General features: G+C 69.1%; 12 protein-coding genes. 4 read left to right on the forward strand and 8 right to left on the reverse strand.

Features of this window, described 5'->3' with window-relative positions:
• Window positions 1–130: 130 nt before the first annotated feature.
• Together AC5DRG_RS01735 and AC5DRG_RS01740 are read right to left on the reverse strand one after the other, a co-directional pair.
• Complete coding sequence (locus AC5DRG_RS01735) at window positions 131–1486, reverse strand: aminomethyl transferase family protein (RefSeq protein ID WP_491807532.1); 1356 nt, start codon at window positions 1484–1486, stop codon at window positions 131–133.
• Between the two features lie 439 nt (window positions 1487–1925).
• Entirely contained in the window at window positions 1926–2852 is a 927-nt protein-coding gene (locus AC5DRG_RS01740; protein WP_491807533.1) for a LacI family DNA-binding transcriptional regulator, read from the reverse strand.
• A gap of 193 nt (window positions 2853–3045) precedes the next feature.
• On the opposite strand from AC5DRG_RS01740, the gene AC5DRG_RS01745 reads away from it, so the two are divergent.
• The 3 genes from AC5DRG_RS01745 to AC5DRG_RS01755 all read left to right on the forward strand — a co-directional run bounded on the left by AC5DRG_RS01745 (window position 3046) and on the right by AC5DRG_RS01755 (window position 6283).
• The gene (locus tag AC5DRG_RS01745; protein ID WP_491807534.1) at window positions 3046–4008 is read left to right on the forward strand and encodes a threonine ammonia-lyase; all 963 of its coding nucleotides are present in this window, start codon (window positions 3046–3048) and stop codon (window positions 4006–4008) included.
• Window positions 4009–4225: 217 nt separating this feature from the next.
• Window positions 4226–5461 (forward strand): GNAT family N-acetyltransferase, encoded by a 1236-nt coding sequence (locus tag AC5DRG_RS01750; RefSeq protein WP_491807535.1) that lies wholly within the window; start codon window positions 4226–4228, stop codon window positions 5459–5461.
• A 120-nt stretch (window positions 5462–5581) separates the two neighbouring features.
• Complete coding sequence (locus tag AC5DRG_RS01755) at window positions 5582–6283, forward strand: VanZ family protein (RefSeq protein ID WP_491807536.1); 702 nt, start codon at window positions 5582–5584, stop codon at window positions 6281–6283.
• Between the two features lie 109 nt (window positions 6284–6392).
• On the opposite strand, the gene AC5DRG_RS01760 is transcribed toward AC5DRG_RS01755, so the two are convergent.
• From AC5DRG_RS01760 to AC5DRG_RS01775, 4 genes are all read right to left on the reverse strand, one after another.
• A complete protein-coding gene (locus AC5DRG_RS01760) occupies window positions 6393–7484 on the reverse strand; it encodes a sensor histidine kinase (protein WP_491807537.1) in 1092 nt (363 codons plus the stop codon).
• A gap of 10 nt (window positions 7485–7494) precedes the next feature.
• Window positions 7495–8190 (reverse strand): response regulator transcription factor, encoded by a 696-nt coding sequence (locus AC5DRG_RS01765; RefSeq protein ID WP_491807538.1) that lies wholly within the window; start codon window positions 8188–8190, stop codon window positions 7495–7497.
• Window positions 8191–8636: 446 nt separating this feature from the next.
• Window positions 8637–9941, reverse strand: a complete 1305-nt coding sequence (locus AC5DRG_RS01770) for an amidohydrolase family protein (protein WP_491807539.1) — start codon at window positions 9939–9941, stop codon at window positions 8637–8639.
• A 192-nt stretch (window positions 9942–10133) separates the two neighbouring features.
• On the reverse strand, window positions 10134–11318 hold the full coding sequence (locus tag AC5DRG_RS01775) for a trans-sulfuration enzyme family protein (RefSeq protein WP_491807540.1): 1185 nt from the start codon (window positions 11316–11318) through the stop codon (window positions 10134–10136).
• A 153-nt stretch (window positions 11319–11471) separates the two neighbouring features.
• On the opposite strand from AC5DRG_RS01775, the gene AC5DRG_RS01780 reads away from it, so the two are divergent.
• Window positions 11472–11915 carry an Lrp/AsnC family transcriptional regulator gene (locus tag AC5DRG_RS01780; RefSeq protein ID WP_491807541.1) on the forward strand — a complete coding sequence of 148 codons (444 nt, stop codon included), beginning with the start codon at window positions 11472–11474 and terminating at the stop codon, window positions 11913–11915.
• 28 nt (window positions 11916–11943) lie between these two features.
• Here AC5DRG_RS01780 and AC5DRG_RS01785 read toward each other — a convergent pair whose 3' ends face one another.
• Together AC5DRG_RS01785 and AC5DRG_RS01790 are read right to left on the reverse strand one after the other, a co-directional pair.
• Window positions 11944–12786, reverse strand: coding sequence for a PhzF family phenazine biosynthesis protein (locus AC5DRG_RS01785; protein WP_491807542.1), 843 nt, complete (start codon window positions 12784–12786; stop codon window positions 11944–11946).
• 200 nt (window positions 12787–12986) lie between these two features.
• Window positions 12987–13844, reverse strand: a complete 858-nt coding sequence (locus AC5DRG_RS01790) for an acyl-CoA thioester hydrolase/BAAT C-terminal domain-containing protein (RefSeq protein WP_491807543.1) — start codon at window positions 13842–13844, stop codon at window positions 12987–12989.
• Window positions 13845–13918 lie beyond the last annotated feature (74 nt).

The following is a 13918-nucleotide window of genomic DNA, read 5'->3' on the forward strand; positions in this document are numbered from 1 at the left end:
CTGTCACGCCACCTTGCCATCCAACCCGATTGGCGGGCAGGTCTCCTTGCCGGGGGCGGAGGTGGCGTTCCGCGCCGGTGCTCCGCCGGCCGTGCGCACGGGCCCGGTCTCTCGGTCGGCCGACCTCAACTCACTGCGCGGAGACATCGGTTCGCCGCCGGTCCGGCTTGAAGGGCAGTGTGGTCACCGTCGCCCTGATGTCACGCTGCGAGGTACCCGGCCTGCCCCACAGCACCACCACTTCGGTCCCCGGCGCCGCGTGGATCTGGTCCATCACGCAGAGGGAGATGGTGGAGCGCAGGTTCACGCTCACGGTCCGGCCGGTGGACACGCCCGCGTGCTGTCCGCCGACGAGGACCTGGTCGAAGACGGGGCCACGGCTGCGCGGGAGTTCCATCGGGTCGGGCAGGTCGCCCTCGCCCAGCGGCGCGGTGAGGATGCCGGCGACGTCCTCGGCGTTCCACCACAGTCCCGTGAGTGTCCGCTCCGGCTCGCCCTTGGCGACGTCTGCGATTAGCGCGTCGCGGCCCAGGAAGTCGCGGCCGGGGACGCCTTTGCGGAAGCCCCAGCCCAGTTCGGCGGGCTTGCGGAAGTAGTCCGTGATGCCGTTCTCCGGTACGAAGCTGCCACCGGCGGTTCCCCTTCTGAACTGCGTGGGCGCGCCCGGGGTGAGGATGGAGGCAGGCAGGTAGTCGAGGCCGTTCGTGGCGATGCCCGCCTCGATGTGCTGGACCGGCTGGGACCGCAGTCCCAGCTGGCGGATCCCGAACTGCCCGCCGCTCTCGACGGTGGCCGACCAGATCTCGCCGGCGTGCCCTGTGGGGCCGTGGAGTTCGTAGCCCAGCTCGCCCGAGATCCCCGTACGCAGGACCCGCACGGGGACTCCGCCGATCCGGGACATCCGGCTCCGGCTGAAGGCGATGTCACGCAGGCTTTCGCCGGTCAGCTTCTCCAGGGTGTCCAGGGCGGCCGGGCCCTGGATGCCGAAGATGAAGCGGTCGGGACTGACGTCGTGGACCTCGGCGTCCCAACTCCCCTGGCTCAGCTGCCACATCAGCCAGTCCCCGCTGCCGGCCGTGTACAGGAATTCCTCCTCGTCCAGGCGGCACAGGATCCCCTCGGACGCCACCCAGCCGTTCGCGTCGAGCTGGACATGGTGCTTGATCTGGCCGTGCTCGAAGCGTGACAGGTCCCTCATGCCCAGCCAGGCGAGGAAGTCCAGCGCTTCTCGCCCCCGGACCACGACCTTGTGCAGGCTGGACCAGTCGCCGAGGTAGCAGGAGGTGACGTGCGCGGCACACTCCTCGATCCAGCTCGTGTATTCGAGAGGCAACAGGGTCTGGGCGAAGTGGCCGAAGGCGCCCAGGGTGTTGCTCTCGTCCTGGGCCGCCGCGGCCGGGCTGAAGAGCGCCGGACGCTGGGCGATGAAGGGGGCGTCCTTCAGCCGCTGGACCGCTTCGTACGTGCTGCGTTGCACCTCGGTCATGTCCACGGGTGGTCCTCCTGCTCATGGGCTCTTTCGACGGCTCCGGCGGCCCGGCCCGCCCGGTCCGGCCATGGGCAGGTACGCGGCACGGAACGACCCGCCGGTGGATGTCCGACGGGCGTGCGGGGCGAGACGGTGGACCGGTCGCAACCATCTGAATCATGCGGAGACTTCTTCGTGCGTCCAGTCACGAAGAAGCTGCTACTAGATCGGTTAAGCGGAGAACGTAGCAGACGATTCCGGCAGCGGGGACGGGCCGGATGGAGATCATTTCCCCAGGCTTGTGGGGCACCCGAGCGCGACATGAGCAGGTCGCGGCTGCTCAGGGCGGCAAGGCACATTCAGGCGGCGGCGCCTGGTGCTGACCTCGCAAGCATCGATTGCGCACGAGAAGCCCCTGGCGCCGCCGGAAACGGCGATTCGCGACAGGGCGCTGCGGTCACACCGACGCTCGGACCACGATCCGGCCAGGGACGGGGGCCAGTCCCTCCGGGTCGATACCGAGGGCACTTCGGGCGGCGAGCCGTCCCAGGACCTCGGCGTCGATGTGCACGGTGGTCAGCGCAGGCGTCGACAGGGAGCCGTACTCGGTCTCGTCGAAGCCGATCACGGCCACGTCCTCGGGCACACGCCGCCCGAGGTCGCGCAGGGCGGTCAGGCTGCGCAGGGCGATGTCGTCGTCGAAGGCGGCCAGGGCTGTGACGTCCGGGTGCGCTGCCAGAAACGTCTCGACGGCGGCCGCGCCGGCCTCCCGGGGACGCGCCACGACAACGCGCTCCAGGGGCGGAAGCCCCAGGCGCCGGGCGGCCTCCCGGGCGAATCCGAGGCGGGCCTCGGTCAGCGGGAAGTCATGGTCGGGCATGGCCATCGCGATCCTGCTGTGCCCGCGTTCGGCGAGGTGGCCGATCTGCAGGGCGGCGTTGGCGGCGAACCCGTTCTCCCAGTCCTCCTCGCTGGGCGCGTGTCCCTGCATGTAGACCTCGCCCAGCCTGAACACCGCCCGCGGCACGATGGCGTCGAGGATCTTCTGCGTGGCCTCGGGCGCCGAGTGGCCATGCCGGACGAGGAGGACGTGGTCGTGCTCGGCGAGTTCCTCGTCCAGGCCCCGGACGTAGCTGCGGGAGAAGTTGCCCTCCATGCCCCAGTCCACGTTGAGCACGACGATGCGCGAAGACCCCTCGCGCAACGCGCGGGCGATGCCGTGCGGGACGTAGCCCAGGTCGTTGGCGGCCTCCAGGACCCGCTCCCGGGTCGCCGCGGAGATCGTCTGCCGTGGGTCGTCGTTCAGCACGAAGCTCACCGTCGCCCGCGACACGCCGGACGCCTTGGCCACGTCGCTCAGCGTCACCCGGCCAGAACGGCCCATGCCGGCCCCACTCCCTCTCCGTCGGACTGCGTGCGCCCGCCCACGAGCGGTGCCACGAGCAGTGGCGTCCAGTCTCTAGAACGATTAAGCACTGGGGTTAGCCTACGCGGCTAGATCGATCCAGTCCGCTTGGTAGAGCCAGGCCCCGATATTGGGCACGTCGGTGGGTTGGGTGGTGCGGTACGTTCCTGTCGTGCTCACGACGCGCCTTGATCTCGCGCGGATCCGCGCGGCCCGCCGGGTTATCGACCCGGTCTATCTGGATACTCCGCTGTACCGGTGCGACGCGTTGGGACGCGAGCTCGGCTGCACGGTGAGCATCAAGCTGGAGACGGCGAACCCGGTGCGCAGCTTCAAGGCCCGCGGTACCGAACTTGTCGCGAGCCTGCTGACGGACCAGGGCCGTACAGCCGCCGTGTGCGCCAGCGCCGGCAACCTCGGCCAGGCACTCGGTTGGTCCGGTCGCCGCCGTGGCCTCGACGTGACGGTCGTGGCATCACACAGGGCGCCCGCTGCCAAGCTCGATCGGATCCGCGCGCTGGGTACGGAGTTGGAGCTGGTCGACGGTGACTTCGAGATGGCCCGCGAACGGGCCGTGCGTATCGCGCAACAGCGCGGCATCCGACTGGTCGAGGACAGCCTCGACATCGAGACCTGCGAGGGCGCGGCGACCATCGGCCTGGAACTGGCGGGCGGGGCGTCCTCCTTCGACACTGTCCTGATCGCCCTGGGCGGCGGCGCGATGGCCACCGGCGTGGGCTACGTCCTGAAGAACCTTGCGCCGGACGTCGAGGTGATCTGCGTGCAGCCTCTCGGTGCACCCGCGATGACCCGCTCCTGGCACCAGCGCCGGGTCGTCACCACCGACTCGACCGACACCATCGCCGACGGCGTCGCCGGCCGGTATCCCATCCCCGAAGTCCTGGACGACCTCCTCGCGGTGGCCGACGACGCCGTCCTGGTCCACGAGACGTCCATCGTCACGGGCATGCGGCTGCTCCTGGAGTGCGCGGGCCTGGTCGTCGAACCCTCGGCAGCCCTCGGCGTCGCGGCCGTCCTGGAAGACCGTAGCCGCTTCGCCGACCGCCACGTGGCCACCATCATCTGCGGCGGCAACGTCGACCTGGAGGCCTACCACCGCTGGGTTCGCACGTGAACGGGCGAGGCGGAGATGCAGGTTCTCGCGGCTCGCGTCTCTCAGTTCCGTGGCATTTCCTTGCGGACGCCTTCTGTAACCGTCCGCTTCGCTGTGCTGTGTTGTGACCGGCCGCGGGGCCGGCCGTAATCCGCTTGACCCGCCCACGAGTTGACGCTGCACTGTGGCGGGACACCACGAGTCGTGGTGCCGGCATCCCGGAGAGGCAAGGGCAGCGATGGAGATCCGTTCCACGACCGACCAGGACCTCGACGTCTTCGTCGACACAGTCCATGCCGCGTTCGGGCGCTTCCCGGAAACCCCGGCCGAGGGCGGCGGCGGGCTCTGGTGGTCGGCGCTGGAAATGGAGCGCGGCCTGCTCGCCATGACGGCGGACGGGCGGCCCGTCGGCACCGCCGCAGCGCACTCCTTCGAGCTCACCCTGCCCGGTGAGACCCTCGTCCCGGCCGCCGGGGTGACCGCCGTCGGCGTCCTGCCCTCGCACCGACGCCAGGGCGTGCTCAGAGCGATGATGCGGCATCAGCTCACCGAGCTGCGCGCCCGAGGGGAGTTCCTCTCCGTACTGCTGTGCACCGAGGCCCTGATCTACCGCAGGTTCGGCTACGGACCGGCGACCTACACGCAGCAGCTGACGGTGCCGCGCCACCAAGCCGCCCTCGCCCTCCCCCGGGCGCGCGGAACGGTCGACTCCCTGGCGACCAACTCGGACACCGGGACGATCGAGGTGCTGCGGCGTGCCGAGTGCGGCGAGATCCTGGAAGAGGTCTACGACCGTTACCGCCGCGCACAGCCCGGCGCGCTGTCCCGGCCGCACCGCTGGTGGGCCTTGCGCGCCGGGCAGCCCCCGATCTCGCCGACGCCGCGCTACATCGCCGTCCACCGTGACGCCGACGGCGTCCCGGACGGGTACGCCAGCTACTCGCTCGGCGAGTCCAACACCTTGACGGTCGACGAGACCATCGCCACCGACGACACCGTCTTCACGGCCCTGGCCCGGTTCGTGCTCGGACACGACCTGGTCAGTCAGGTCGTGTTCAAGCACTTCCCGCCCGGGCACCCGCTGCGCTGGCAGCTTGCGGACTTCCGTGCCGGTCAGGTGAGCGGCGACACCGACTGGCTCTGGGTGCGGCTGCTGGATGTCCCGCGTGCGCTGACCGCGCGCGGCTGGTTCATGGACGGCGAGCTCGTCCTCGACGTCGACGACCCGTTCCTCGGCGAGCACGGCCGCTACCTGCTGACCGTCCAGGACAACAAGGCCGACTGTGTCCCGACGGACCGGGAGCCCGATCTGTCCCTGGACGTGAGTGACCTGGGCTCGATCTACCTCGGCGGCACCACCCCGAGCACGCTCGTACGTGCCGGACACATCCGGGCCCACCGCCCGGGCGCGGCCACCCTCGCCGACGCCCTCTTCCACGCCGAGCGCTCCCCGCACTGCCTGCACTGGTTCTGACCGCACGGTGGGTGCCGGTCCAGGCTTGCGCCGCTTCCCCGATGCCGGGGACTCCGCATATCGCGGGCGTATCGAAAATCGCATACGCCCGCGAAACAGCCTTCCGTCTGAGATGGAGGCATGGACCACAACGCATCAGTGCCAGACCCGGCCCGTCGTACGCGCAGGATCGTGATCGTCAGTCTGGCGATCCTCGGTGCGGCGATCGCCGTATTCGGCCCGGTCAAGGCGGTACTGAGGATCTTGTCCATGCCGCTGCGCAGGCCGGATTGGCACGTTTGGGTCACTACGGTCAATGGCGTGGCACTCATCACGGTGATCGCACTGCCGTTGGCCGCGCTGACGGTGTGGGCTCTGGCACGCCGTCGGAGGGTCACCGGCGCCACGGCGGCGTGGGCGTGGCGCATGTCGCTGGCCGAGGTCGGCGTCGTCTACGGGACCGTGCCGTGGGTCTGGATGATCATGATGGCGGGCGGCCAGGCCGGCGCCGTCAGCCTGGTACCGCTGCGGGACCTGCTCACGATGGCGCCGGACCAAGTCGTCGGCAACCTGCTGGTGTTCGCGGCGCTGGGGTTCTTCGCCCCGATCCGGTTCGCGGCGCTTGCGTCGGTACCGCGGATCCTGGCGCTGGCGGCGGGCTGCTCGATCCTCGTCGAGACCTCGCAGTACGTCCTTCAGCTGAACCGGGTGTCCTCTGTGGACGACGTACTGCTCAACGCCGCCGGCGCCGGACTGGCCGCGCTGGCGTCGCACCCTTGGTGGCGCACTACGGCCGAAGCGTCGTCGGACCGACCTCGATCGGCTGCGGTACCGGGGCGCTGAACGGCGGCGGCCCGCAGCCCGTCGTAGGTCAGTCAAGGCTGGGGGCGACGTCCGAAGGAATTCGACATTCTCGAAATGATGACGTAGCTCCTGTGGGGATTTCCGTTCTTCACCTGTCGGTGTGCGGGGCTATCGCGGGTAGTTCCACGGTGATGCGGATCCCACCCGCAGAGCGCGGGGTGAGGGTGAGTGTTCCGTCGTGTGCGTGGGTGATGGTTTTGACGATTGCCAGGCCTAGGCCGATGCCTGCGTGGTCGGTGTGCAGGCGTTCGGTGCCGCGTTGGAATGGTTCGGTGAGTGTGGAGACCCGCTGTGGGGTGAGCTTCTCGCCGGTGTTTTCGACGGTGAGCACCACCGTCTCGGGGCGGACGCCGGTATTGACCCACACGGTGCCTTGTTCAGGCAGGTTGTGGACGATCGCGTTCTGCACGAGGTTCGTGGTCAGCTGGAGAAGGAGCGCGTGTGAGCCGATGGTGGGGGTGATGTCGCCGGAGGTTTCTACGGTGACACCAAGCTTTTCTGCCAGGGGCAGGAGTGTTTCGGTGGCCTCTTCCGCCAGGAGAGACAGGTCGACGTATTCTCGGGTGAAGGTCCGCTGGTTGGCGCGGCTGAGCAGGAGCAATGCTTCAGTGAGGTCGATCGCTCGGGTGTTGACGGCGTGGAGGCGGTCGATGATTTCGCCGGTGTCGTGTGTCGGATCGGTGCGGGCCACGTCGAGAAGTGTCTTTGAAATCGCCAGCGGGGTGCGCAACTCGTGAGAGGCGTTGGCTGCGAATCTCTGCTGTTCGGCGACGTGCGCTTCGAGCCGTGCGAGCATGCCGTCGAAGGCGTCGGCGAGTTCGCGGAACTCATCTTTGCGGCCCGGTATCCGGATTCGGTGAGAGAGCGATCCGTTCGAGGCCAGACGGGTCGCGTCGGTGATGCGGGTCAGCGGGGCGAGCATCCGGCCGGCGAGGATCCACCCGCCCACGAGGCCGAACAGCAGCAGGAATGCCATCACTGCGGCTGCCCTCGGGGCGAAAACGCGCAGAAGGCTGGACCGAACGGGAAAAACACCGTGAGTGGTGGTGTCAGAGGAGACGAGGAGCGCGCGCTCGGGGACGTAACGCAGGAGGAACACCCACACGGCCGTGAGCAGCAGGGCGCCGGCCACCATGAGGAACCCGGCGTAGCTGAGGGTGAGTTTGAGGCGAACGCTCACCCCGGGTGCTCTATCCACGCTCGCCTCCCTCGTGTCCGGCCTCTGGTCCCGTGTCGATGCGATATCCGACGCCTGGCACCGTGGCGATGATCCAGGGTTCGCCGAGCCGTTTGCGCAGCGCGGAGACCGTGATGCGCACGGCGTTGGTGAACGGGTTGGCGTTCTCATCCCACGCGCGTTCCAGGAGTTCTTCGGCGCTGACGACCCCGCCTTCGGCAGCGCCGAGGACTTCGAGCACGGCGAACTGCTTCCGGGTCAGCGCGACGTAGCGGCCGTCCCGGTGGACCTCTCTGCGGAACGGGTCCAGCCGCAGGCCCGCGATCTCCCGCACAGGTGGCCTGTGGTGGGCGCGCCTGCGGTCGAGTGCTCTGAGCCTGAGCACGAGTTCTTGGAGGTCGAAGGGCTTCGTGAGGTAGTCGTCGGCGCCGAGCTCGAAACCGGTGGCCTTGTCGTCGAGACGGTCGGCAGCGGTGAGCATGAGGATCGGCATGCCGCTGCCGGAGACGACGATGCGTTTGGCGATCTCGTCACCGGAAGGGCCTGGGATGTCGCGGTCGAGGACCGCGATGTCGTAGGCGTTGATGCTCAGCAGTTCCAGAGCGGTGTCGCCGTCACTGGCGATGTCGGCGGCGATCGCTTCCAGGCGTAGGCCATCGCGGACGGCTTCTGCCAGATAGGGTTCGTCCTCGACGATCAACACACGCATGCTCTCGATGCTACGAGCCGACGCATATCGTCGGCGTATCGAAAACCACATACGTGCTGGCAACACCGCCCTGCCTTCACTGGCGGAATGACTCGAATCCCACCATCAGCACGACTGACAACCCGCCGGATTCGGGGCTGACGGCACCCTCCCTGACGGCGTGACAGTCTTTGATGACGGGTATCCCGGTGTGGCCAACCTCGACCCGGATCTGCTCCAGGCCCCCTGCTCGAAGCGGCGACAGATGCCGCTGACGACGGCGTCAAGTTCTACGCCAACAGCGGCTGGCGTTCCCCGGAACTCCAGAATCAGCTTCTTCGTGAGGCGGTGTCGAAGTACGGATCGTGGTTGCCCGAGGATGCAGCAGTGAGCGAGAGTGCCTAGCCACCAGGGGGTTCGTTACCCGGGAACGCTGCACACGGGCGGACGCTCACAGTCACGTCCTGCTACTCCGATTCCGGCCCTGGGCGCCATGTGCCGTCGAGCGGGATGCCGGCGGCCGCCGCGATCCGGTTGCGTGATTCGAGCAGTCGGGTCCTCAGCGCCGACAGGTCCACACCCACCAGCACGCCGTCGCGTTTGACGACGCGGCCGACGACAAGAACGGTGTCCACCAGGCCGGGATGGCCGGCGCTGACGATGGTGGCGACCGGGTCGGTGACCGGGAACACGGTCAGGTCGTCGGCCCGTAGAAGGATGATGTCGGCGTCCTTGCCGGGCGTGATGCTGCCCGTTCGGGCGTCGAGCCCGCACGACTGGGCGGCATCGACGGTGGTGAACTCCAGCAGGTCCCGGGAGCGCAGGCCGCCGTCCAGGCCGCGCTGCACGGCGAAGGCGGTACGCATCGTGGAGAACATGTCGCCGCCGACCGACGGGACGTCGTCGATGGACAGCGTCGGGCGCAGGCCGGCGGCCAACGCCCGGCCGGTCATCGGCGATCCGAACCCCATCTTCAGCTCGACGTCCGGGCTGATCGACACCGAGCTGCCCGCGTCGGCGAGCATCCGCAGCTCTTCGTCGCTGATCCCGTTGGCGTGCACGAACGTGGTGGTGTCGCGCAGCAGACCGTGCTCGCGCAAATCGGCGACCGGGCGCTGCGTCCCGTCGGAGGCGATGTGCAGGCTGGTGCGCAGGCCGAGTTCGGCCGCCAGTTTCAGCTCCCGGGCGACGGTGTCCATGCTGGTGTCCTCGGGGCCGCGCAACCCCAGGGCCATGGTGACCAGGCCGTCCCTGGCCAGGTCGGAACGGACGCGGCGGATCTCGGCGTCGACGGGGTCAGGGGTGCCCCATCCGGCACCGAGGCAGAAGATCGACCGTCCCGGCGCGTCTCGCAGCGCGGCTACGGCGGCGTCCTCGTGCTCGTGGTTCTGCGCGACGTGGTACCAGTCCAGCATCGTGGTCACGCCGGAGTGCAGGGCCTCAAGGCGGCCGAGCAGGGTGCCCGCGTAGACGTCCTCGGGCTGGTAGTGGGGTTTGACCGTGCCGTGCATGGCCACCGCCCACTCGGGGAACGTCCAGTCCGCGCCGACGCCTCGGAACGCGGTCTGCCAGGAGTGGCGGTGGTTGTCGACGAAGCCGGGCATGACGATCCGGTCGGTCGCGTCGATCACCTCGGCGTCCGGCGCGTCGACGCGCTCGGCCACCTCGACGATCACGCCGTCCTCGATCAACACATCACCGCGGACGAGATCGCCGACAGCCGGGTCCATGCTGACCACGGTGCCACCAGTGAGCAGGGTCTTCGTCTTCATCGGAGGGACTCCTTCACGGACACTTTCGGATTGTTCAAGATCATGTTGTGGCGGCCGCCACGGTTCTGCTCGCGGCCATGCGGATCAGCGGCGGGCGCAGGTACTCGAGCCCACGAGAGAGTGCGGTCGGCGGGCACGCAACGGCGACGCAGCCGCGACTTAGTGCGAACAGGTCGGCTCGGGTCAGGTCGTTCAGGCTGTCGGAGCCTCGCAGAGCACCGCGTCGGCCGCGGCGAGCGCGTCGGCGACCAGGTCGGCCGTGTCCTCCGTGCCCGCGGCCAGCCGGACCAGGCCCAGCGGGACCGATTCCGCGATCTGTTCCTCGCTGAGCATCCCGCGCCACATGGACGCCGGATGCACGGCCAGCGATTCCACGCCGCCGAGGCTGGCCGACCGGCGGGGGTAGCGCAGCCGGCCGAGGAAGGCGTCGGCCATCTCGAAACCACCGGCGAACTCGATGCCGAGCACCCCGCCGAAACCGCTCATCTGGTCGACGGCCAGCTTGTGTTGCGGGTGGGTCGCCAGGCCGGGATAGTGCACCTTCGCCACTGCTGGATGCTCGTTCAGCGCCTCCGCGAGCGCCTGGCCGTTGGCGTTGTGCCGTGGCACCCGCAGCGGCAGGGTGCGTATGCCGCGCAGCAGCAGCCACGCGTCGATCGGGCCGAGCGTGGCACCGGTGAGCAGACCGACGTCCCAGATTCGGTCCAGGATCTTCGCCGGTCCGGCCAGCACTCCGGCGGAGACGTCCGAATGGCCGTTCAGGTACTTGGTCGCGCTGTGCCAGGCCAGATCGATGCCGAGGTCCGTCGGTCGCTGGTTCAGCGGAGTGGCGAAGGTGTTGTCCGCCATGGTCAGTACGTTGTGCGCGCGGGCCAGGTCCGCGACGGCGCGCAGGTCGGTGATCTGCAGCAGCGGATTGCTCGGGGATTCCACCAGGATCAGGCGGGTCCGCGGGGTCAGTGCCTTCGCGAACGCCTCCGGGTCGGTCTGGTCCACCAGGGTGGTCGACACCCCGAGGCGCGGCAGCAGGTTCAGCAGCACCGACGCCGTGCCCCCGTAGGTGGACTTCTGCCCGATGACGTGGTCACCGGCGGACACCAGGGCCAGCACGGCCGTGGTGAGCGCGGCCATCCCGGACGCGGTGACCATGGCCGCCTCGGTGCCCTCCAGTTCGGCGACGACGGCCGCGACCTGTGCGTGGTTCGGGTTGCCGAAGCGGGTGTAGAAGTCCTTGCCCCGGGGAGCGACGGCGCCCTGCGCGAACGTCTCCCCGTCCTCGGCCCAGAACGCCGCCGTCTGGTAGATGGGCGGTGCCACGGCCCGGCTGGGATGGACATCGCGATCGGCGTGAACGGTGATGGTGCTCTTGCCCGGCATGGCTGCCCTTCCCTGGACCGTCGGTGTGACTCCATGAAGCGTGGCCGACCGGTGCTCCGTTGTGAGCGGATCTCGGCAACTTTGGCAGCAAATTGCGCTCAGAGCTGGCGTACGATTGTGGTAGTCAGGCCTTGGGAGCAATAATCTGCCGCCATGGATGAGGTGGACCGGTCGATTCTGGCCGTGCTCGAACAGGACGGCCGCATCAGCAACAGCGAGCTCGCCGCGCGGGTCGGGCTGTCTCCGTCACCCTGCCTGCGGCGCGTGCGCCAGCTGGAGGAAGCCGGGGTCATCCGCGGTTACCGGGCGCTGATCGATCCCGCCGCGGTCGGCCGCAGCCTGCGGGTGTTCGCCGGTGTGCGGCTGATGCGGCACACCCGCGCGGACGTGGTCGCGTTCGAGGGCGCGGTCACCCGACTGCCCGAGGTGGTCGCCTGCCACCACATCACCGGCAACTTCGACTACCTGCTCCAGGTCGAGGTGGCCGACCTGCCCGCCTACGAGGACTTCCACGCCAACCAGTTGGCCAGCCTGCCCGGCGTGGCCACGGTGACCAGCTACGTCACCATGAAGACACTCTCCCCCGACACCACCTGACGGTCCCGTCCCGACCCCGGTGGGGCGGTCAGACAGTGATGGTGCCCTGGATGCAGACGGTGGCGGCGCCGCTGACCCAGACGGTGCCGTCCGTATCCGCGGTGATCTCGATGTTCGCGGCCCGTCCCAGTCTTGTGCCCTGGGAGACCCGGTAGGAGGAGGGTGCGGCCCCGGTGGAGGTGAGCCACTGACCGACGGAGGCGTTCATGCTGCCGCACGCGGGGTCCTCGGGCACCCCGGCGCCGGGGGCGAAGGTGCGCATCTCGAAGTGGTGCGGAGACCCGTGGGGGTAGAACCCGATCGCGCCCACCATCGCGTCCGGGATGAGGGAGAGGTCGGGTTCGAGGGCGAGGACCTCCTTGGCTGTGGGCAGTTGGACCACGGCCCAGCCGGGACCGTTGTCGACCCACTGGTGGGCCACGACTCGGTCGCGCGTGATGCCGAATGCGGCCACGATCCGGTGCAGATCATCGTCGTCGAGCGCTCCCTCACGCACACGAGGCGGGGCGGCGAAGGACAGAGTGTCCTCGCCACGGCGCACGGTCACCAGACCGGCGGCGCACTCCTGCACGATGCGGTCGGCGTGCTGGGGTGTGCCGCCGCCCTCCAGCCAGGCGCGCGCGGAGCCGAGGGTGGGGTGCCCGGCGAACGGCAGCTCACCCTGGGGAGTGAAGATCCGCAACCGGTAGTCCGCCTCCGGGACGGTGGGGGGCAGCACGAACGTGGTCTCGGACAGATTCGTCCAACGCGCCAGGCGCTGCATCTCCTCATCGGTCAGGTCCGTCCCGTCCAGGACGACCGCGACCGGGTTGCCGGAGAAGGGGCTCGTGGAAAACACGTCGACCTGCACGAACGAGCGTGTGCGCGGCATGGTCATCACGGCCTTTCGGTGGCGGGTGCAACAGATCCTGCGCGTCCGCCCGTCGGCGGAAGCAGGTCCCATCCCAACGGGCGTCCGCGTGGCGAGGACAGGTCCAGTCGCAACACAGTGGACTGATTGGCGGGGCCTGGGGGAGAGTCGTAGACCCGTAGTGGTCCGGACAAGGTGCGCAGGGTGAGGGCTTCGTCGTATCAGCTCCCGCTGCGGAGCGTGTCGAGGACGTGGGGCCAGGCAGCCTTCCCCAAGAGGGCGTCAGCTTCGGGGGTGCCTCCGTACCGGAAGCGTGGGGATGCCGGCGCCGGGGTCTCGCCGGGAAAGCGTGGGCGGTGGCCGGCATCGGCGCGGGCGATCAGACGCACCGGGGCCTCGACCGAGCGCCGGCGTTGGGCCAGTTGTTCGGCGAAGGGAAGAGACGGCCACATCGCGTCGTCGCCGCCTGCGACCAGCAGCAGATCGGCTCGCGCCCTGTCCACGGGGATCTCCGCCGCGGAGAGCAGATCAGCGAAGGTCCGCTCGCTGAGTTCGTACCACCCTCGGATGGCGACGGGCCCGCCGTCCGTCTCCGCGGGAGTCCAGGAATCGTCCAGCGGGACGAAAGGCAGCGCCTGCTCCCGCCAGGTCCAGGACGATCGATATGGGTGTCGTGCTCCGTCGCGCCCTGGGCCGACGTTGCACCAGATCCGGGACGTGGGCGACATCCCGACGACAATGTCCACGCGCGGATCGTGCACTGCTGTGAGCAGCGCCGCCTCAGCCCCTTTGGAAGTGCCCAGGATGCCGATACGTCGCGCCCCGTTCGACCGGAGGAAGTCGACGGCGGCCGTGAAGGTCTCCAGGGGGATCTCACAGATCCCCGGGGACTGCCCCGGCCCGCCGAACCAGCGGATCGACAAGGCCGTCATTCCCTGCCGGGCAAGGATGCGGGCCCTCTCCCGTTCGATGCGCCCGCTGGATCCCGCCAGGACCAGGACACCGACGTCACTGCCGCGGGCGGGAGCGACGAGTACGCCTTCCCAGGGTTCGGTCAGTTCGCGCTCAGCCACATCCACGTGATCCCTCCATCCGCCACCTCGACCTGTCGGCGCAGCGTATTCAGCATTGCCCACCGTTGCGGTGTCGACAG

It is taken from the genome of Streptomyces sp. JLBG701, assembly GCF_058544905.1.

Excerpts from the sequence above, each read along its gene's own strand:
- AC5DRG_RS01785 (WP_491807542.1), bottom strand. The coding sequence starts at position 12,786 with ATGCCGCGCACACGCTCGTTCGTGCAGGTCGACGTGTTTTCCACGAGC.
- AC5DRG_RS01775 (WP_491807540.1), bottom strand. The coding sequence starts at position 11,318 with ATGCCGGGCAAGAGCACCATCACCGTTCACGCCGATCGCGATGTCCAT.
- AC5DRG_RS01755 (WP_491807536.1), top strand. The coding sequence starts at position 5,582 with ATGGACCACAACGCATCAGTGCCAGACCCGGCCCGTCGTACGCGCAGG.
- AC5DRG_RS01780 (WP_491807541.1), top strand. The coding sequence starts at position 11,472 with ATGGATGAGGTGGACCGGTCGATTCTGGCCGTGCTCGAACAGGACGGC.
- AC5DRG_RS01750 (WP_491807535.1), top strand. The coding sequence starts at position 4,226 with ATGGAGATCCGTTCCACGACCGACCAGGACCTCGACGTCTTCGTCGAC.
- AC5DRG_RS01735 (WP_491807532.1), bottom strand. The coding sequence starts at position 1,486 with ATGACCGAGGTGCAACGCAGCACGTACGAAGCGGTCCAGCGGCTGAAG.
- AC5DRG_RS01740 (WP_491807533.1), bottom strand. The coding sequence starts at position 2,852 with ATGGGCCGTTCTGGCCGGGTGACGCTGAGCGACGTGGCCAAGGCGTCC.
- AC5DRG_RS01765 (WP_491807538.1), bottom strand. The coding sequence starts at position 8,190 with ATGCGTGTGTTGATCGTCGAGGACGAACCCTATCTGGCAGAAGCCGTC.
- AC5DRG_RS01770 (WP_491807539.1), bottom strand. The coding sequence starts at position 9,941 with ATGAAGACGAAGACCCTGCTCACTGGTGGCACCGTGGTCAGCATGGAC.